Source organism: Flectobacillus roseus (assembly GCF_030056595.1).
GTDB lineage: Bacteria > Bacteroidota > Bacteroidia > Cytophagales > Spirosomataceae > Flectobacillus > Flectobacillus roseus.
In genome coordinates, this window is sequence record NZ_JASHIF010000004.1 from 523,296 (window position 1) to 542,875 (window position 19,580).

14 protein-coding genes are annotated in these 19,580 nt (G+C 37.5%); 7 read left to right on the top strand and 7 right to left on the bottom strand.

The features are described 5' to 3' along the window. Nucleotide 1 precedes the first annotated feature (1 nt). A complete protein-coding gene (locus tag QM524_RS06775) occupies nt 2-2,920 on the bottom strand; it encodes a PAS domain S-box protein (RefSeq protein WP_283343983.1) in 2,919 nt (972 codons plus the stop codon). A 1,167-nt stretch (nt 2,921-4,087) separates the two neighbouring features. Between QM524_RS06775 and QM524_RS06780 the strand changes: the two genes are divergently transcribed. Continuing rightward, on the top strand, nt 4,088-5,224 hold the full coding sequence (locus tag QM524_RS06780) for an MFS transporter (RefSeq protein WP_283343984.1): 1,137 nt from the start codon (nt 4,088-4,090) through the stop codon (nt 5,222-5,224). 123 nt (nt 5,225-5,347) lie between these two features. On the opposite strand, the gene QM524_RS06785 is transcribed toward QM524_RS06780, so the two are convergent. Both QM524_RS06785 and apaG read right to left on the bottom strand, forming a co-directional pair. After that, nucleotides 5,348-6,181 (bottom strand): O-methyltransferase, encoded by an 834-nt coding sequence (locus QM524_RS06785; RefSeq protein WP_283343985.1) that lies wholly within the window; start codon nt 6,179-6,181, stop codon nt 5,348-5,350. A gap of 12 nt (nt 6,182-6,193) precedes the next feature. Beyond that, nucleotides 6,194-6,580: a Co2+/Mg2+ efflux protein ApaG gene (gene apaG, locus QM524_RS06790; RefSeq protein WP_095160082.1), complete on the bottom strand. Its 387-nt coding sequence runs from the start codon at nt 6,578-6,580 to the stop codon at nt 6,194-6,196. A 211-nt stretch (nt 6,581-6,791) separates the two neighbouring features. On the opposite strand from apaG, the gene ung reads away from it, so the two are divergent. Continuing rightward, complete coding sequence (gene ung / locus QM524_RS06795) at nt 6,792-7,457, top strand: uracil-DNA glycosylase (RefSeq protein WP_095160081.1); 666 nt, start codon at nt 6,792-6,794, stop codon at nt 7,455-7,457. 63 nt (nt 7,458-7,520) lie between these two features. Then, on the top strand, nt 7,521-8,969 hold the full coding sequence (locus QM524_RS06800) for a TlpA family protein disulfide reductase (protein WP_283343986.1): 1,449 nt from the start codon (nt 7,521-7,523) through the stop codon (nt 8,967-8,969). Between the two features lie 242 nt (nt 8,970-9,211). On the opposite strand, the gene QM524_RS06805 is transcribed toward QM524_RS06800, so the two are convergent. The 3 genes from QM524_RS06805 to QM524_RS06815 form a co-directional block, all read right to left on the bottom strand. Beyond that, nucleotides 9,212-9,520, bottom strand: coding sequence for a DUF4286 family protein (locus tag QM524_RS06805; protein WP_095166430.1), 309 nt, complete (start codon nt 9,518-9,520; stop codon nt 9,212-9,214). A gap of 95 nt (nt 9,521-9,615) precedes the next feature. Beyond that, the gene (locus QM524_RS06810; RefSeq protein WP_283343987.1) at nt 9,616-11,763 is read right to left on the bottom strand and encodes a WG repeat-containing protein; all 2,148 of its coding nucleotides are present in this window, start codon (nt 11,761-11,763) and stop codon (nt 9,616-9,618) included. A gap of 287 nt (nt 11,764-12,050) precedes the next feature. Next, on the bottom strand, nt 12,051-15,056 hold the full coding sequence (locus QM524_RS06815; protein ID WP_283343988.1) for an FAD-binding and (Fe-S)-binding domain-containing protein: 3,006 nt from the start codon (nt 15,054-15,056) through the stop codon (nt 12,051-12,053). A gap of 296 nt (nt 15,057-15,352) precedes the next feature. Between QM524_RS06815 and QM524_RS06820 the strand changes: the two genes are divergently transcribed. Further along, entirely contained in the window at nt 15,353-16,594 is a 1,242-nt protein-coding gene (locus tag QM524_RS06820) for an ABC transporter permease (RefSeq protein ID WP_283343989.1), read from the top strand. Between the two features lie 193 nt (nt 16,595-16,787). Next, nucleotides 16,788-17,216, top strand: coding sequence for a hypothetical protein (locus tag QM524_RS06825; protein WP_166578465.1), 429 nt, complete (start codon nt 16,788-16,790; stop codon nt 17,214-17,216). Nucleotides 17,217-17,353: 137 nt separating this feature from the next. On the opposite strand, the gene mdh is transcribed toward QM524_RS06825, so the two are convergent. Continuing rightward, on the bottom strand, nt 17,354-18,292 hold the full coding sequence (gene mdh, locus QM524_RS06830; RefSeq protein WP_095166440.1) for a malate dehydrogenase: 939 nt from the start codon (nt 18,290-18,292) through the stop codon (nt 17,354-17,356). Nucleotides 18,293-18,774: 482 nt separating this feature from the next. On the opposite strand from mdh, the gene QM524_RS06835 reads away from it, so the two are divergent. Beyond that, the gene (locus tag QM524_RS06835; RefSeq protein WP_095166442.1) at nt 18,775-19,221 is read left to right on the top strand and encodes a YkvA family protein; all 447 of its coding nucleotides are present in this window, start codon (nt 18,775-18,777) and stop codon (nt 19,219-19,221) included. A 107-nt stretch (nt 19,222-19,328) separates the two neighbouring features. Then, a complete protein-coding gene (locus QM524_RS06840; protein WP_095166444.1) occupies nt 19,329-19,532 on the top strand; it encodes a Sec-independent protein translocase subunit TatA/TatB in 204 nt (67 codons plus the stop codon). The last annotated feature ends 48 nt before the right edge of the window (nt 19,533-19,580 follow it).

A 19,580-nucleotide genomic window follows, 5' to 3' on the forward strand; every position in this document is an offset into this window, starting at 1 on the left:
TTTATTGGAGGTTTTGTAAGCGTTGCAACTCGTTTTCTAAAATTGGATGAATTTGGTTCAACGCCTTAAGCAATTGATCTACCCTAGCTTTTAGGTCGTAATATTCGGGTTTGTCCAATGCTCTGCGCTCAACTTCTACAAGTTGTTTTTCGAGCTGAGTTAACCCTACCATACCTAAAGTTGGTTTGAGCTTATGAGCCAATTTTTTCAATTCTGGAAAATTTTGTTGCTCCACGAGTGGCGCCAAATCTTTAAATTCGGGATAAACATCTGTTAAAAAGGTATCAAACATATCTGCTTGATATTCGACATCTCCCTCATACATTTCATCTAATCGCTCGTAGTCAATAGGGTTTTCCACGGTGGCTGTTTGTTGTGTTTGGGGTTCGGTATTTGAAACTACTGGGATAATTTCTTCAAAATCATCATCAGTTTCTTCATTAGACAGTTTTCTATATTTTTGTAACATTTCAAATAATTGATTCGGTGCAAACGGCTTAGGTAGAAAATCACTCATACCTACTGCCATTGCCTTTACTTTTTGGTCGAGCATAGCCGACGCCGTTAGGGCAACAATAGGTATATGTTGATTGGGTGTTTGGGTACTTCTAATGGCAATGGTGGCTTCATATCCGTCCATATGTGGCATCTGAAGATCCATGAAAATAATATCAAACTTATGTTTATGAATTTGTTCTACCGCTTGTCGTCCATCAGAAACCACTGTAAATTGACGATTCCATTTGTTTAATAGACTTGAAATATACTTTTGATTCATCAAATTATCTTCAACGACCAAGATGTGTCCATTTTCAAAATCTTTAGTTTCTGAAAGCTTACTACTTGGTGCTGGAGCGGTAATAATAATATTGTCGCTTCTTTTGTAAGGTAACGAGAAAATAAAGGTAGTACCTTTTCCTTCTACACTGGTAGCGTGAATTTCGCCACCTTGAAGCTCGATGAGCTCTTTGGTAATTGCCAAGCCCAAGCCCGTTCCTTTGTGCTTATGACCTTGCTGATTGATTTGTTTGAACTTTTGGAAAATCAATTCTAACTTTTCTGGAGAAATACCAATGCCTGTATCTGCAATCTGGAACTCCAATAATACTTCGTCTTTGGCGATTTCTTTTAGCTGTCGAACGGTAATATTGATTTCACCTTTTTCCGTAAATTTCTCAGCGTTTCCGATGATATTTAAAAGAATCTGATTGAGTAATAAATCATCCCCGACGTAGGCACCGTGAATCTTTGAGTCAATCATGACGTTGACATCGAGCGGACGATTCCCAATTTTGATTTCAAATACTTTCTGAACTGTTTTGAGCAAGCCCACAAGATCAAACTCCTTATGGTTGACCTCAATTTTACCTGCTTCAATTTTTGCCATATCCAACAAGTCAGAAATAAGACTATGCAAGAAATCTGCTGAACTTCTCAAAATCTCAAGGTATTCCACTTGTTGATTGGTAGGATGCGTATCAAACAGCAAGTGAGCCATACCAATGATAGCATTCAAAGGCGTACGAATTTCGTGACTCATATTGGCCAAGAACTGCTTCTCAGCTTGACGGGCATCTTCCGCAATTTGTTTTGCCAAACTCAATTCCTGTTCAAGCGTTTTGCGCTCAGTAAGGTCATAGTGGATACCGATAGAACCCACAGTTACTCCATGCTCGTCGATAATCGGAGCACCACTAATGAGCGTCCAAAGGATTTCGCCATCCTTTTTAAGAATCGGTAATTCATAAGAACTACTGCCGCCAATTTTTCGAAGATTCTGTTGTTCTTCAATAATCGTGATGAATTCTTTAGGAAGAAATAGCTCCATCGCATTTTTCCCTAACAACTCAGCTTCGGTATATCCTACCATTTTACAGAACTTATCATAAGCTCGTATAATGGTTTGATCGTTATCCACCTCCAATAGCCCCAATTCCATGTTATTCATAATACCACGATACTTTTCCTCGCTCTTACGAATGGTTTCTTGAGTATTGAAGTTTTCGGTCACATCATTATATCTCCAAAGATGCCCTGTATAATGGTCATCGATGAATATAGGAATGTAGTCTCGCTCTAAAATTCTTCCGTCGGCTGTTCTAACCTTTTCGTTGACTACTAATTTTTGTTCTGCAACCAAAGTGTTGACACGACTCGCAAATTCCTCTGGCTCACTAAAATAGTTTTTAAGCTCATGCAAAGCACTTTCACAGTCAATTCCAACAAGTGATTCGGGTGCGCTGTTGAAGCCAAGCGTATCACACAAGAACTGGTTTACTAAAATAATATGTCTGCTTTCATCTTCTACCAAAATACCTGATTGCATATTTGAAATCAGAGTGGAGAGACGAATTTGGGTACTTTTAAGAATCTCTTCTGTTGACTTACGATCGGTAATATCTCGAGCAACAGCCACCAGTTCGTTGATTTCTTCGTTTTCCAGCATCAATCTTACCGTCTGACCAATCCAGATAATATGTCCATCTTTATGAAATACTGGAAACTCATTGTAAGTGCTTTCCTGTTTGGAGGCAATCATCTCGTAGTAAAAATTAACGAGTGATTCTCGGTATTCGGGAAGCACTAATTCTGTAAAATGACGCCCTATAATTTCACATTCCTGATATCCGAGTCTTTGTTCAATAGTAGGGTTGACAAAGGTAAAATATCCATCAGGCGAAATTTTATATATAATATCTTGAACAGATTCAATAAGTTGTTTGTAACGGATTTCACTTTTACCGAGCTCAGCAACTTTTTCGTTGATTTGTGCTTCTAAGTTCTGATTAAGTCGAATCAGATTTTGATTTGACTCAAACAACTCCATAGCCTTTTCGTCCAAGATTGTTTCAGCTTGAATACGAGCGGCTCTTTCACGCTCAAGTTCCGTTTTTAGTAGCTCTATTTCGTTAGGATTCATTTATTTAGCTATAATTTCAAAACGCACCATGCAGTTACCTTCCGTTGAATAATAAATTTGAAAGTTGGCTTTGGGGGTGTGATTATCTAAGCAGTTTAATAATAGTCAAAGTGCAAAGTCTCCCATTCGGCGGTTAGAATGATAAATTGACACGAAATGCACACTGGTGATGTTTCGAGTATCAGAACGAGGTAATTATGTATTAGGGGTTAGTGTTCTGAACATGGAAGTGATTTTAGCCAGAGCCAGCTTTCACTTTTACACGAAAATTGATAAAAACTATATTTTTCATAAATAGATAAAATATAATGACGTTAAAGTCTGGTTAGTAATCTCTATTTGATTAGTATTCAAAATAATGCAAGGCTCAAGACTTTTGAAGTCAAAACGAATACTTTGCTTAATGCTTCTAATCTATATCATGTAGGAAAAACCATTGATAGGACTATGACAGATTTAGCAAATAATATCAAGTATTAGCCACTTCTTTTCCTGAACTTTGTCCAAGCTTAGCTATATTTCTTCAAAATGAAATCATGGTAATTTGGTAGGTATGTAGGTTGACGAGCGTTTGTTTTTATGGGTTTCAAATTAAGGATTTGGGCGTCAGCCTTACAATACTGCATACTCAGAGATTATTGACTAATGAAGAGTTCCCTTTTGATTTCTCGTATGAAGAGCGCATAGAGAAAATGCTTCTGGTTGAAAAATCAGAATATATATGTTGATTAAAGGGTTTCAATAATTTGGCAATAGTCTTTGAGAAAACAACAAGCAAAAATCGTGCATCTTCTTGTGAACTTTTACAATTTCTATGTTTTTACTCACAATTTTATTGAATTTCAACAATGAAAGTATTCAAATTAAATGTATATACAAATATTTATGCCGAAATACTTTTCACCCCAGACCAATGAGGTGCTTGAGAAACGTATAAAGATGTGAAAACATCAAGGATTGTTATTCCGAGAAGTGCTGTGATTTTACATAACATCTACAAAATATTATTTTCAAGAAAATCAAATAAATAGATGTTTCTAAAAAGTAGAAATGTTCAATGGTTTTATGGATGGGTATGTATGCTAAATTACGAGTTTTTAAAATAATTTTCATGATTTTTGATAATTTTCTTAAATCATGTACAAAATTTTTCGTATATCCTGAAAAATGAAAAAAAATGCAAAATACATTATTGCATATGCGTTGCTATTAGTTACCCTTGCAGTGAATGTTTCGATGCCATTATTTAGGGTTTATGCCCAGAATGAGGGGCTAAATAATGGACAAACGGCCTTGGTATTGGCTTCTTACATAGTAGGAATGCTACCTTGCTATATTTTTTTAGGAGGTATTTCTGATAAGATAGGTCGAAAAAAAATCATGCTATTGAGTGTATTATTTTCATTGATTTCTACCACCGCTATTACGCTTAGTCCAGAGATATATACTTTGATTATAGCTCGTTTTTGTCAAGGAATAGCCCTTGGCTTGAGCATGGGTACAGGAACAGCCTATTTGACAGAAATATTGATTCTGAATCAAGAGGAACACCCAGCAACACAGGCGGCCAATATAGCTTCATTTTCTACAGCGATAGGTTTTAGTGGAGGTGCCCTCACGACTACCTTGCTTGTTATACATGAATTTACCCTAGTGCCTCTTAGTTATCCTATTTTGATTGGCTTAACCCTTATTGGTTTATGCTTGATGCTCTTTCTGCCAGATTTGAAACCTTTGGGAGGAAAAGTAATGCGCTTGCCTTATTTTCCAGAAAATTCACTTCCTGTAAATGTAGGGATTGGCGTTTGCTGGGCTGTAACAGGTATTGTGATTGCTATTATCCCCGGACAGTTGGCGTTGATTGGTCTGACTACCTACGCTGGTTTTTGCTTGGTTCTAGTCAATTGGACAGGAGCTTTCCTGCAACCATTTATCAGAAATCACAACCCTAAGAGATCTGTGCAAATTGGCTATCTTCTAATTCCCGTCGGTTTTGGGTTGGTAATTTTAGGATGCTATTTATCGTATTTGTCTATTATTTTGTTGGGAGCTTCTGTAATTGGCATGGCTGCCTATGGATTTTCATATTTGGGAGGATTAGCTATTATTGCTAATATTGGTGGCGAACAACGAGCAAGAGCCGTTTCAGGATTCATGTTTGTAGGTTACATCGGGTTTGGAATCCCTGCTATTTTTCTAGGTTATTTGTCAGATGCCTTAGGCATTATTCGAGCGCTTGTGATTTTTGAAGTAATTATTATTCTAATCGGACTATATTTCTTTCGAAAAGTAAAATACAAGTAGGTTCGAGTGTTGAATCCTGAGTCAAACCTGTACGATTCGGATATCGGATGTTGGATTTCGGAAGTAAAAGCTTCTTTATTTCCGAAATCAAAAATCCCCAATCTGAAATTGTTTGCAAACTATCTATTTCAATACAAAATGCTGTTTGGCTTGTGTTTTTCTAAAAAGTACGATGCCAAATTGAAATAAGTCAATGCTTATGCCAACGCTAGGATGTTGCTTGATTTGTTCCCAAGCTTCTGTCATTTCTTTAGACCAGTAAATATCATCAAAAATCATGATGGAATTTTCATGAACTTTGGGCAAACAAATTTCAAAATAGGAAAGGGTAGGAGCTTTTCGATGGTTGGCATCTACAAAAATAAAATCCAATGACGAAAGTTTACTGACAGCTTCAGGAAGCGTATTGTCGATATTTCCTTCGATGATAGAAACGTTTCTGATTTGAAGTTTCTCGAGATTTTCTTGGGCAATCGCAGCTGTTTGTGGACATCCCTCAAAACTATACACCTTTGCATTTTGACCGCTCAATGCCATATAAGCGGTGGTTAACCCGAGCGAAGTGCCCAAATCTAAGATTGTAGTTGGCTGAAAGTAGACGACCAATCGAGCTAAAAGCTGAGCATATTTGGGAGGCTTTTGGGCGGTATTACTTAAGTCTGATATTTTACGCTGATTGCCAGCATGAATCTTCGAACCCGCACCCAATTCTGTAATTTCAATGGTTCTGGAATCTGATTTTAGTGTCTCACGGAGGGATTCAATCGACTGGATATGTTCTGGATTGTTTTGAATGCGCTTGGGAGCATTGGCGTCGGGAGGCTCAATACGCACCAACTGCAAATAACGACCATCACGAGATTTGATGGCACGATAATATAAATCAAATACAAATGGCGAATGAACCGAATGTTCATCACCTGCTTTTAGAAGGTATTTTAGATATGATAAAATCAAAATAGTCAATAATTAATTCAAACGATAAGGCACAGTCATCGTAAAGTCAGGAACGGCAACATTAAACTTTTTTCCATCAAAAACACGCTCCATGGTATAACTACCCTTCATTTTTCCGATAGAGGTATTAAAATTACAACCGCTCGAATACTCATGGGATTGTCCGGGCTCGATAATCGGCTGTTGCCCCACTACGCCTTCACCCGACACTTGTCGCTCTAGTCCGTTGGCATCTACAATTATCCAATGGCGATGAAGTAGTTTGACTGTATATTCGCTTTCGTTTTCTATTTTTATACGATAAGAAAAAACAAAATGGGCATGAGATGGATTAGAGTATTGTGGTTGATACTCCGTTTCTACAGTTACTTTAATGCCATGTGTAATTGCCGAGACCATGTTATTAATAATTTGGGTATGATGAATGTACGAGTGGTGCAAAAATTCTTTATCCATTAACAGCGTAAAAATAAATATAATTCCGATTTTACAACTGTTTTAACAAATACAAAGTTAGGTTTCAAAATGTGAAAATGTGTAGTTTTGTTAAAAAAGCACATATCAATTTTTATAAAAATTAAATACTTTCTGTAAAAACACCAAGAAACGTATGGATGTAAAAATAGAGTCTTCGTGGAAGACCAGACTTGCAGGCGAGTTCGAAAAGCCGTATTTTACACAATTAGTGTCATTTATAAAAGAAGAATACCAATCTCAAAAGATATATCCTCCTGGGAAACTAATTTTCAATGCCTTTGATAAATGCCCTTTTGACCAAACAAAAGTAGTTATTTTAGGACAGGATCCTTATCATGGAATCAATCAAGCAATGGGATTATCTTTTTCTGTCAATGATGGAGTAGCTTTTCCGCCTTCTTTAATCAATATTTTTAAAGAAATTAAAGAAGATCTAGGCACAGAAATGCCTGCTTCAGGGAATTTAGAGCGATGGGCAACTCAAGGAGTTTTACTTTTGAATGCTACTCTTACGGTTCGTGCCAATAGCGCTGGCTCGCATCAAAAAAAGGGCTGGGAACAGTTTACCGATGCTGTAATCAAATGTTTATCTGATGAGAAAGAAGGCGTTGTGTTTTTACTTTGGGGAAAATATGCCCAAGATAAAGGCGCTGTGATAGATACCAAAAAGCATTTGGTATTAAAATGCAAGCACCCTTCGCCTATGTCAGCCAATCAAGGTGGGTGGTTTGGGAATAAGCATTTTTCGCAGACAAATACCTACTTAGTTAGCAGAGGACAACAGCCAATTGTTTGGTAACAAATGTTCATGCAGAATTGTGAGTGCATTCGCAATTCATAACTCTCACTTATACTGTTTATTATGAAAAAAATCCTGAGTGTTTTAATCCTCTTGTGTTGTTCGCTTGGTACTAGGGCTCAGCAATCTGTTGTATCTCTCGAACTCACAAATACGGGAAAAGATACCTTATATCTTTCGTATGACCCACTTTTCCTTGGAGCAAAGGTGCGAAAAGACTTTTTTGTTGCTGCTTCTGGCATATCTGATGCTATCCAATTTGGTATAGCCGACGAAGGAATTGTGGATCTGAGCTTTAGAGGAAAGGTTTTTCATTTGTATTTGGAAAGAGGCAATCAAGTGAAAGTTAAAATTGATGGAAAAGATTGGCCAAAATCACTTCAGATTGAAGGTTCAATGAATGCTGAGAATACCTTTTTGCAGCAATTCAATGAAAAATTTGCTGATAACTTTAATGCCACAAAAGTATTTGCTCAAATGGCCGAGATCCCAATAGACTCATGGGAGATGACCTTATTTGATGCTAAAAAAGCTCAGTCAGATTTCTACAAAAAAGCAACGGGATTAGAGAAGTTTTCACCCAAGTTTAAGCAATATATTGAAAATCAAATCCGCTGGAATTATTGGAATTACCTGTTGGCATACCCGATTGTTAAAGGAAATACTAATACCGCTCTTACTAAGGTAATGGCTTTGCCAAATACTTTAGTCGCAGATTTGGATACCAAAAAAATGCAAGATGATGCCTTACTTTCGGACTCATATCGAAGCTTTTTGAGTTATTATGTTACCTATTTCAACTCAAAAGCACACGATTTTGAAAAGTACAAAGATCAAAGTAAGTCAATGACCGATAAGCATAATTTTGCTAGAGAACATTTGCCATTGCTAAGTTATCAGTATTATTTGGCGTATTTGCTCTATAACAATTGTGATAAGGTTTTGCCTTCGGTGGCTCGTAATACTTTTGCTGCGCTGTCGGTCTCATCTACTGCAGATGCGTGGTCAAAAGTGATTAAAGAAAAATGCGGTGTGGTTTTAGGAGCAAAAGACGCCGAAATAGCGAAAGTACTAGAAGCAAAAGATGGTTCATTTAGAGCTGTAAATCTGAAAGGAGACAGTGTTTCTTTGTCGAGTTTGAAAGGTAAAATATTGTACATAGATTTTTGGGCAACTTGGTGTAAGCCATGTATCGAGGAATTTCCTTATTCCAAAAAACTCATGCAATCTATTCCGAGTAAATTCCAGAAGGACATTGCGTTTTTGTATATCTCGGTGGACGATACAGAGGAATTATGGAAAAAAGGGGTAGAGAAGCATGTTTTGATGGATGGACTTAATTTGTTTTCAAAAGGAGGATGGTACTCTGAAGCCGCCAAACGCTTTAAATTGCAAGCGATTCCAAGGTATTTGATTATTAATAAAAAAGGAGAAATAGTCTACGAAAACGCCAAACGTCCTAGCGATCCACGAACTTTAGGAGAGTTGATACAACTACTTGAAGAGAAATAAATTTCTCAATTGAGTGATTCACCAGTAGATACGGAATGCCTTGCGGCTAGATATGTTTCAAACCGAATATTAAAACTAGGATGATTCTATAAATTTTATTAAAAAAGCGGTCGAAAATTGTTTTTCGACCGCTTTTTTAATACGACTATGCTATGTCTGACTTGGCTTAAGACATAAAGCATTGCATCTCTACTAGAAAACAATCACTCATTCGCTAAATTACTCAATCACTAAATTTGAAGTTAAACGTCCATTTCCTGCAATAAACTAGCGAAGAATACATATTTGCCTTTGTAGCGAGCATCTACTTTGGCGATGAGTCCATCAAAATGGATTGCCTCATAAATATCATAATGCTGCTTAGTTTCGAAAGCATATTGGAATGAATAAGTAGATCCACCATTGTGTACCTCTGTCAATAATTTTAAGATTTTGAAGTTGGTTGGCAAGCCTGTCGCCATGATTTCAGGAATATGTTGAGTTTTCATCCATGACAAAAATTCTACCTCAGCCTGCGTATCGATATTGAAAGTTACATTTTGCAAATACATAATTCTTCTGACCTTTTACAAAGATTGACTATTGAGAAAAATAAAATCCATTATCGGTGAGGATAATGGATTTTGCAAAATTACAGTAAAAAATCTTATTGGTTCGCCATTTTACGGATTTCATCAAACTTCGTACAGTTTGTGACACAATCGCCGCTACTGTTTAGAATAAACTTCCCCCCCGATGAATCTATAAGTTCGAATTGCTTAGTTGCTGGCAAAATATTGATTTCAGTAAATGAACATGGAGCAATTTTCGCATTGAATTTATTGATAATACCAAGCTTTCCATTGCCTTTTGACACAACTGCTAGGCCATTATTGAAAGGCCTTATTTCGTCATAATCAAAGGCAATTTGTACTTTTCCTTTCTTATCGATAAAGCCATATTTACCATTGTCAAACTTTACACCATACAAACCTTCTGTCGAATATAACATTTCTTTATAGGCGGGTTTAGCAACCACACGCCCCGATGTGTCAATGAGTCCCCATTTACCTTCTTTTTGTACTGGGAATAATTGGTTAGTATCAAATTTACGAATAGACTTATATCCTTGCGTTGTTACACGACGCCCATATACACGTTCTACCAAATTAAACTCCATTTCTTCATCTCCATCCTTGTTTGGTGTAAAAGTTTTTACTACCACATAGTTACCATTGAAAATAGTATCTGTGGTCGCATATCTAATACCAATTGGAGCTACTTCGTTTGTTTTGCCAATAACTACGGCTCCATTTTTATCATAAACCATATCTACTTTACAGTTCCCTGCTGGGATACTACAGTTTTTGGCATTTTCTCGTACTACTACCAAGCCAAATTTGTTGAAATTAGCAACTTCATCATATGCCAATGGAATCACTTCTGTACCATCATGTTTGATATAGCCACAACGAACAGCATTATTCACATCTTTACAAGCAGAAATTAAACCGTATTGGTTGAAACTTCCCAAGCTACGATAAATAGGATCAATAACCACTTTTAAGTCTGTGTTGATAAACCCAAAATATTTCCCGTCTTTGATAGGAGCTAGGCCAAAGCGGTTAAACTCTCCAATAGAAAGATAAGATTTGCTGGTACGTAGGTCTTTAAAATCTACCAATTTGAAGCCAGTTTCATCTTTGGCTAAGCCCAAATTGACACTAGCAATACTTGGGTCAACGGGCATAGGAATGATACTTTCAAAAATAGGCTTCAGACGAATATTACCTTCGGTATCCATCAAACCCATTTTTTTATTTTGTTCAATAATCATCCATTTACCTTGTTCCGTCGTAGCGCTAAGGTTATCGTAAATAGGATCAATTTTGACAGTACCATCATATTTGATAAGCCCAAAAAATTTACCCACTCTAACTCTAAGTAGTTCACGATTGAAGGCTAAAATTTCATCGTAGTATTCTGATAGTACCTTTTTTGACTGGTCGTAGGAGTTGTCGATAAGGGCAAATTTGCCATTTTTGAATTTAGCAACGCTAATTCCATATTTGAGTGCCTTTGCTTCTACAACATTTTCAAGGGCTTCACTTTCGTTGCCATATACATCTATGAAATACCATTCGAATTTTTTGACGAGCGCTTTTCCGTCATTAAAATTCTCTGCTTTTTCAAATTGACATGGAATCACCTCGTCGCCACAATAATTCAAGTATCCAAACACTTGGTCTTTCTTGATGCGAGCAAAACCTTGGTGGTAGTTTTCAACCAATCCATAGCGCGAGTTGCCTCTGAACGATTCGAGAGGAAATCCTACGATTTCCTCTCCGTCAAGGTCATTCATTTTTACAAAAATTCCATCATTTTTTGCGGAGAAACATTGTGCAGAAACTACCGCAGAATGGCGACTTTTGATTTCGCTTTTTTGTTCAATTTGAAAGATATCTCTGATATTGTCTGTTTCGATACTACGAATATCCGCTTTGTATTTTTTGTCTAGTTTGGCAATAAGACTAGCGAAAGTTTCTGTTGGCGTGGATTTGTCTGCGGAGTTAGATACAGAAGAGAACTCTACAACTAAGGGATTTCGATTGTTTTTTTCTAGTACTTCTAATTTTGAACGAAGTATGTTTACCGTTTGCTTACGAGCCGTACCAACGGACTCCAGTCGTTCGGTTACACGCATATCACCAATAAAGGTATTGGCTGAATCTTTTTTGGCTGCCGAAATGGCTTGTTGAGCAAAATTATAGTGGCAATAACTGAGTAGTAGTGTTAGGAGTAATTTTTTTTTCATCTTAATAAGGGCTTCTATACTTAAGGGTCGGGTTTTCGATAGTGATGTTGTATTTAAGGGGCAATTAAAATAATGGGTAAATTACTTTTGTAATAAGTATTGCGCAAAAAAACTTGATTTTGAGCGTTATTCTCTTACAAATGTAAGTAAATGACGATTAAGTGGCAAGTCTTATACGTTTCTAAAAAACACCTTTAAAGATAATACAAATGCTTGACAAACCATTTGTATTACCCAAAGATGTTTTACTAATAACATGTCAATATTCTTTTTTGCTGAGTCATCCCTTAGGATTCGTTCAAGGCATTCCATAAAATTTCGATTGGGTGCAACGCGGTTCTTCCAGTACCATCTTTGATTTGGTGACGACAACTCGTTCCAGGGGCTGCAATTAATACATCTTCTGGTTGTTGACGAACTGTTGGGAATAACACCAACTCCCCAATTTTCATAGACGTTTCGTAATGTTCCTCCTCATAGCCAAACGAGCCTGCCATTCCACAACACCCCGAAGGTATTAACTGTACTTCAAAGTTTTTAGGTAATGAAAGAAGCTTTTTGGTAGGAACCAGCGACGAAAGTGCCTTTTGGTGGCAGTGTCCATGCAATTTGATTAAGCGTTTTTCTTTGGTAAACCAATCTGGTGAAATGTGTTTTTTATCTATTTCTTGTGCCAAAAATTCATCTATCAAATAAGTATTGTCCGCAACCAACTCCGCCTCCGCACGATACTCGGCAGGAACCAAGTCCAGATATTCGTCACGTAAGGTAAGGATTGCCGATGGCTCAATTCCAATGATTGGACTTTGGTCTTCGAGAGCTTTTGACAATAGTTTTACATTTTGAATCGCAATTTTTTGCGCCTCTTTAACCATACCTTTCGACAAATACGTACGTCCACTTTCGATGTGTTCGGGGATATGAACTTCGTAGCCTAGAGCTGTCAATAACTTGATGGCTACTTTGCCTAATTCAACATCATTGTAGTTGGTAAACTCGTCACAGAAAAGATATACTTTTCCTTGTTTACGAATTTTACTTGGTTTTGGGTTAAATGGTTTAATACTGTTTTTTTGACGTTTGGCTTGTGTTTTCAAGCGATTCAATTGCCAGTCTCGAAGTGTTATGTGCCCAAGCAAAGGGAGAGTTCTCTCTTGTGCGAAACCCAAAGTCTTTTTAATGAATTTACTCGTGATTGAGTTTTGAGCAAAGAAATTATACACCCTAGGGAATGTCATTCCAAGAGCTTGTGATTTGGTAAAACTTCCAATCATTTTGGTTCTGAAAGGAATACCATTGACATCATAATAGTGCTGAAGAAATTCAGCTTTCATTTTGGCAATATCTACTTGCGACGGACATTCGGCCTTACAGCCTTTGCACGATAGACACAAATCCATCACCTCTTTGATTTCTGGATGATTAAATGGATTTTCTTGGGTAGAATTGGTCAAGAATTGGCGTAAAATATTAGCTCTTGCACGTGTGGTATCTTTTTCTTGTCGAGTTGCCATATAACTTGGGCACATGGTGCCGCCAGTGACTTCGGTTTTACGACAATCTCCTGAACCTGAACATTTTTCAGCCAATCTTAAAATACTTTCCTGTTTGCTGAAATCGAAAATGGTATTTACCTTATTAGGAACTTTTCCTGCTTCATATCGCAAGAATTCGTTCATAGGAGGTGTATCTACAATTTTATTAGCATTAAAAATCTTTTTCTCGTCAAAAATTCCTTTAATCTCTCTAAACAAATCATAGACTTCTTTGCCCATCATGAAAGGAATAAACTCGCCACGCAAACGCCCATCGCCATGTTCGCCACTCAACGAGCCATCGTATTTTTTGACCAAAGCCGCTGTTTCGGCTAAGACCGTTCTGAATAACTGCTTTCCTTCCTCAGTTTTGAGGTTAATCATTGGTTCTACGTGTAGTTCACCTGCGCCTGCATGAGCGTAATATGAGGCATTCAAACCATGTTTTTCAAGTAAAGCATGAAGTTCTTCAATATATGCAGGCAAGTGTTCAGGAGCAACAGCACAGTCTTCGATAAGATTGACTGGTTGGGTATCGCCTGGTAGATTTCGAATCAAACCCAGTCCAGCTTTGCGGACGTCCCAAGCAGGTTTGGTGTCAGCGCCTCTGATGATAGGATGTGCATATCCCAAATTAGCCTCTTTCAAATCTTTAATCATGGCATCACACAGTTTGGAAAGTTGTTCCTGTGTATCTGCCATAAACTCAACCATCAAGATAGCTTGAGGGTCGCCTTCAATAAAAAATCTATTTTTATGATATTCGTGATGTCCTTTAGTAAAATCGAGAATGTATTTGTCTACTAATTCTGAAGCCATTGGTCGGTGTTTCAGTGCAACCAAGTTGGCATGAAGCGATTCGCCAATCGAGTTACAATGAATACATACCAAGGCAGATTCGGTAGGAGGTAGAGGAAGAAGATTGATTTTAGCCTCCGTCACAAATGCTAATGTTCCTTCAGAACCAGCAAGTAGTCGGCAAAAGTTAAAAGGTTTTGTAGATTGAGGTTGAAAAATCTCGTTGTCGCTCAGCATATCCAAGGCATAGCCTGTATTGCGTCTTGTAAGATTTTTATTAGGAAAAGCTTTTTCTATAGACTCCTGAATAAAAGGGTTGTTGAGCGCACGGTGGACCTCTCGATATATATGTCCTTCTAAAGTAGTCAATCTGGCTTTTTCGTAAAAACTCTGTCTATCCAAGGACTTAAACTCAGCTTCAGAGCCATCGCTCAACAATACTTTCGCTTCGAGTAAATGTGTACGGGTATCGCCCCAAACAATCGAATGCAGTCCGCAAGAGTTATTCCCAATCATACCACCAATCATCGCACGGCTAGAAGTGGAGGTCTCAGGACCAAAAAGTAAACCATAAGGTTTGAGGAAGGCGTTTAGGTCGTCACGGATTACACCAGGTTGCACACGCACCCAACGTTCTTCCACATTGACTTCCAAAACTTGGTTGAGGTACTTCGAAATATCTACAATAATCCCTTTCCCAACTACCTGCCCCGCCAAGGAAGTCCCTGCCGAACGAGGAATCAGTGTTACCTGATGTTCGTTAGCAAAACGAATTAAAATTTGAATATCGCTTGTATTTTTGGGCACAGCCACAGCGATAGGTTTTTCTTGATAAACAGAGGCATCGGTCGAATATATCAACTTCTGAGCTTGATGCTCTGCCGAATTATCATAGTACAACTCGCCTGCAAAATTGACTTGCAAGTCTTGAAAATTAGAAATCGTAAGCTTTTTTGACATGCCTTTGAGCCATTAGGATTAGAATAACTAATCTTTCATGTCATTTGAACAATTATGAAAGAATTGGTTAGTGAGTAGGTAAAACCATCCGTAAATTTAGGATTTGATGTCACAATAATGAACAAAGTTTTCAACTTTATTTCCAGTCTTAAACTTATATTGCCACTCATGCTGTCAGAAAGTGCTATTGGTCATTTCTTGATTTGATTTCGGAATACACTCTCGTAATTTTAAATTACCATTTATGAGAAAACTCTAAAGTGTGTCTTCGTACGTTTATTCATCTTGTAGCATATATGAAGTTTCTTCGACAAATTTTTGAAAGCTTTCGCTTTGCATGGCAAGCTTTACGCACAAATCTTCTACGTACAACCCTGTCGTTGTTGGGTGTAACTGTGGGTATATTTTCCATTGTTGCCGTATTTACGGTGGTGGATTCAATGAATATGAACATCAGAAGCCAAATTGATTCATTTGGTAAAGGCGTTGTTTACGTAGGAAAATGGCCTTGGATCATGAGTAATAGCTATCCTTGGTGGAAGTACATCAATCGCCCCAATATGAAGTATGCCGAATACCAGTATTTGAAGGATAACTTAGAAAATGCTCAGGCAGTTTCTATTATGGACGGTCGTATGACAACCCTAAAACGCAAAAGCAATAGTATGGAGGTGCGATTGGCTGGGATAAGTTATGACTATAATGCTATTTCGGATGTGCCAGTTGGTGAAGGTAGATACTTTATGCCGAGTGAGACGGATAATTCTGCTTTTTCTATCATTTTGGGTGCCAAGGTAAAAGCGGCTTTATTCCCGAACCAAAGCGATGTGATTGGAGAGGAAATTAAAGTAAATGGTATCAAGTTTAGAGTCATTGGAACTATGAACTTGAAAGGAGAAGATTTGATTAGCTTGGGAGGTTCTCCCGACGATAGAGCGTATATTCCTTACACTACCTATGCCAATGTTTTCCAAAAAGATCAACCTGAACCAGATATCGCTATCAAAGCTTTTGATTGGGACACAGGTCAAGAAACACTCGAAGGTGAGGTTACGGGTTTGATGCGAGGAAGAAGAGGCTTAAAACCTGCTCAGGAAGAAAACTTTTCTATCAATAGACTAGATGGTGCGGTGAAGTTCTTCGATTCAATTTTTGCTCAACTCAATGTGGGTGGCTTCTTCATTGCCTTATTCTCCTTGTTAGTGGGTGGTTTCGGAATTGCCAATATCATGTTCGTGTCGGTAAAAGAGCGTACCAATATCATCGGTATTCAAAAATCTTTAGGAGCCAAAAACTACTTTATCTTGTTCCAATTCCTTTTTGAGTCGGTCTTGTTGAGTTTGATTGGAGGCTTTGTAGGAATTGGTATTGTGTGGTTATTATCCTTTTTACCGCTAGGCTCACTGACTTTGATTTTGAGCTTTAAAAATATTTTCTGGGGTTTATTTACCTCAACGATTATTGGAGTTTTGTCGGGAATTATTCCTGCGTGGTCAGCCGCCAGAATGGACCCTGTTACAGCAATTCGTTCAAAATAGTGTCCTTTCGAATTTATCTCGTCTGATGTATTGTAAAGCTTCATAAAGTTTCGCAAATTTGAAAAGACTATCACAAGGGTCTTTTTACAAGAATTAGAAACAAATATGGAGTTCTGTTGATGCTTTTTGGATAAACCATAGCTTCGACTTCATAAACAGCAAGATAATTTTCACACAAAACGTCCAAACAAGTATGGCATTCAACGAACAATTCGACGCCGCAAAAAAAGCCACTAGTGCATTTTTTAGAAAATTAATTATCAGCATCATAAGTATCGCACTTTTAGCGGTTGTTGGATCTTTTTTACTCACAAAAATCTCATATTCAGAAGGAGAGCGCGCAGGTGTTGTGTCAAAGTTCTCTAAAAAAGGGGTGATGTTCAAAACTTTTGAAGGAGAACTCAACGTAGGTGCGCAAGGGCAAGTGGGGAATATGGTCAATAATATGTGGGCTTTTACGGTAGATAATAACGACGAAAAAATTGTACAACAGTTAGAGGATGCTATGCTTACAGGAAAGCGTGTTCGTTTGCATTATGAACAACGATATATGAAGTTTTCTTGGATGGGAGATACGGAATACTTTGTCACACGTTTAGATTTCGCTCCAGACGGAAGATAGATATTTAAGGCATATTTTTTCAATGAAAATTAAAAGGCGACTTCATATTTGAGGTCGCCTTTTATTATGTTTCACTAGTTGATAATGAAGTATGAAAAATGGTTTTTGTGATAATCACCCATTTTTCAATCATACAATTACAAACTAAGTGTTGAAAGTACGTTGTTCATATTACGAACTGCATCAGCTGATTTGCTAAATAATGCTTGCTCTTCTTCGTTGAGGTTGTAATCAATGATTTTTTCCCAACCTGTTTTACCAAGAACAACTGGCACACCCAAACAGATATCTGACTGACCATATTCGCCTTCGAGGAATACCGAGCAAGGAATCACACGTTTTTCGTCACGGATAATTGATTCTACTACTGCTGCTGATGCTGCACCTGGCGCATACCAAGCCGAAGTACCTAACAAACCTGTAAGTGTTGCGCCACCTACCATAGTATCTGCTGCTACTTTATCAAGTGTTGCACCATCCAAGTAGTTGGCTACAGGCGTACCATTCCAAGTAGCAAGGCGCTTCAAAGGAATCATAGTGGTATCACCATGACCACCGATTACAGTAGCATGGAGGTCGTTTGGAGAAACATTCATGGCCAGTGACAAATAGCACTTGAAGCGAGCCGAGTCCAAAGCACCACCCATACCAATGATGCGGTTTTTAGGAAGTCCCGAAGCTTTCAATGCCAAATAGGTCATTGTGTCCATAGGGTTTGAAACGATTACAAAAATGGCATCTGGTGAGTATTGCAAGATATTGTCCACCACCGATTTTACAATGCCAGCGTTCACTCCAATGAGTTCTTCGCGTGTCATACCCGGTTTACGTGGAAGCCCCGACGTAATAACTACTACGTCTGAATTAGCAGTTTTTGAGTAATCATTCGTAACACCAGTTAAAGTTGTGTCCCAGCCCAATAGCGCAGCTGTTTGGAACATATCTAAGGCTTTTCCTTCTGCAAACCCTTGCTTAATATCCAGCAACACGACTTCGTCTGCTAATTCTTTACGAGCAATGTTATCGGCAGTAGTAGCACCCACGGCCCCTGCACCCACGACAGTTATTTTAGACATGATGATTTTTGATTAATTGTTTTGTTAAATAGAATGATTCAATCAATGCTTTCATAATGGAGAACAACGCCTTGAATTTTGCTCAAACATCTACTTTTTTGCATTGTTTGTCTTTGTAGCAAGACCCTACAAATGTAAAGCATTTAGGCATTCTGAAAACATGGATTTCTAAAATTATGTAAATTTTTTATAGGAAAGTTGCTAAATGGTATATTTGCCTTTTCTATTACTTTATTGGTACATGATAAATGTGAAAGACAAACAATCTTTTGATTATCAATTGATTTATCTCATCATTTATGAATAATTTAAACACTTTATATATCAAAAACGCCGCTTGTAGCGTTTTATGTTTTACCACAATATTAAATTTACTAACTTTCGGTAAATTTTGAGGGTAACAATTTTTGAAAATTAGCTATACTATGTTAAGCGAAATATAGATAAAATAGTGCCCATGTTCTGTTAAATAACTTTAAAATATGGCACAAGACGATTTAGCTTCGAGAGTATTAAATTCAATATTTTTTAAGAGTGCAACCAAAAAAGCCAGCAAATATGCCATGGGAAGTTTGGCTCTTTTGGAGTTACTGAGAGAGGTACTTTCTAAAGCAAAAGATATTGCTGATAAAGAAAATAAAGGTGTGGGTCAAGTCTTAACAGACAAACTTACCACCTTGTCGAGAATGGTAAAAGCGTACGTATCGGGACAATACCGTATAGTACCTTGGCCAACAATTCTCAAAATTGTAGCAGTTTTGATTTACTTTGTGTCACCAATAGATGTCATTCCTGATATTTTGCCCATTATTGGCTTGACGGACGACCTTGCCATTGTGTTATGGCTTTTTAGAGCATTGCATGAAGACATCGAGAACTTTGAAGCTTGGGAAAGAAATCAACTTTTTCAAGACTTTAGTATCGAATAAGTAAACCAAAATTCTTCAGGACTTCAATTGCCAAAATATCGGTAGTGAAAAGTCCATAATCCAAAATCATTAAGTATATTTACAAAAATTTTTAACTCAATACGGAAATGGAACTGACTTCAATCTTATTATTCTTGAACGGTTTAGGTGGCGGCGAATTATTGTTGATTGGCTTAGCTATGTTGTTATTCTTTGGTGGAAAAAAATTGCCTGAATTAATGAAAGGATTGGGTAAAGGTATCAAAGAATTCAAAGACGCACAAAAAGACGTTCAGGAGCAAATTACAAAAGGTTTGGACGATACAAAATAGTATTGGCTCATATTTGATTTGTATAACTGGGTCTCAAAACTCAGTACC

What these genes read in the sequence shown, in the direction of transcription:
- QM524_RS06775 (WP_283343983.1), bottom strand. Translation starts at nt 2,920, where the DNA reads ATGAATCCTAACGAAATAGAGCTACTAAAAACGGAACTTGAGCGTGAA.
- QM524_RS06780 (WP_283343984.1), top strand. Translation starts at nt 4,088, where the DNA reads ATGAAAAAAAATGCAAAATACATTATTGCATATGCGTTGCTATTAGTT.
- apaG (WP_095160082.1), bottom strand. Translation starts at nt 6,580, where the DNA reads ATGGTCTCGGCAATTACACATGGCATTAAAGTAACTGTAGAAACGGAG.
- ung (WP_095160081.1), top strand. Translation starts at nt 6,792, where the DNA reads ATGGATGTAAAAATAGAGTCTTCGTGGAAGACCAGACTTGCAGGCGAG.
- QM524_RS06800 (WP_283343986.1), top strand. Translation starts at nt 7,521, where the DNA reads ATGAAAAAAATCCTGAGTGTTTTAATCCTCTTGTGTTGTTCGCTTGGT.
- QM524_RS06805 (WP_095166430.1), bottom strand. Translation starts at nt 9,520, where the DNA reads ATGTATTTGCAAAATGTAACTTTCAATATCGATACGCAGGCTGAGGTA.
- QM524_RS06810 (WP_283343987.1), bottom strand. Translation starts at nt 11,763, where the DNA reads ATGAAAAAAAAATTACTCCTAACACTACTACTCAGTTATTGCCACTAT.
- QM524_RS06815 (WP_283343988.1), bottom strand. Translation starts at nt 15,056, where the DNA reads ATGTCAAAAAAGCTTACGATTTCTAATTTTCAAGACTTGCAAGTCAAT.
- QM524_RS06820 (WP_283343989.1), top strand. Translation starts at nt 15,353, where the DNA reads ATGAAGTTTCTTCGACAAATTTTTGAAAGCTTTCGCTTTGCATGGCAA.
- QM524_RS06825 (WP_166578465.1), top strand. Translation starts at nt 16,788, where the DNA reads ATGGCATTCAACGAACAATTCGACGCCGCAAAAAAAGCCACTAGTGCA.
- mdh (WP_095166440.1), bottom strand. Translation starts at nt 18,292, where the DNA reads ATGTCTAAAATAACTGTCGTGGGTGCAGGGGCCGTGGGTGCTACTACT.
- QM524_RS06835 (WP_095166442.1), top strand. Translation starts at nt 18,775, where the DNA reads ATGGCACAAGACGATTTAGCTTCGAGAGTATTAAATTCAATATTTTTT.
- QM524_RS06840 (WP_095166444.1), top strand. Translation starts at nt 19,329, where the DNA reads ATGGAACTGACTTCAATCTTATTATTCTTGAACGGTTTAGGTGGCGGC.